Below are 434 nucleotides of genomic sequence, written 5' to 3'. Positions count from 1 at the left end.
GTTTGCAGCATGATGGCTTTTTCAAAATGACGCATCAACTCAGCCCCGACAGTAGCTTCTTTTGCCTGACAGGCTGCTTCGGCTTCCTCGATAATTCTTTCACGCAAACTTTCTTCGTGCAGATTATCATCTGCCTCCAACCAGCCGCTGATATCTAATTCCAGAGCGAAATCATCGCGTAAAGCCTGTTCCAGTCCACTGACATTCCATTGTTCATCAATACTATTAGGTGGAATGTACAGACTGATAACGTCGTTAATGACGCTGCTACGCATTGAAACAATTGTTTCTGATACATCATCCGCAGCCATTAATTCATTGCGCTGCTCATAAATTACTTTACGTTGATCGTTGGCAACATCATCAAACTGCAGTAACTGTTTACGAATATCAAAGTTGTGTCCTTCAACCTTACGTTGAGCATTTTCAATGGC

The 434-nt window shown here is 42.6% G+C and carries 1 pseudogene; it reads right to left on the bottom strand.

Annotated features, from left to right (window positions below):
- A pseudogene (gene secA, locus B3182_RS01970) lies at positions 1–434 on the bottom strand (preprotein translocase subunit SecA); the annotation flags it as partial.

This window comes from Methylophaga sp. UBA4204 (genome assembly GCF_002379485.1).
Taxonomy (GTDB): domain Bacteria; phylum Pseudomonadota; class Gammaproteobacteria; order Nitrosococcales; family Methylophagaceae; genus Methylophaga.
This window is presented reverse-complemented; position numbering and strand designations above follow the sequence as displayed.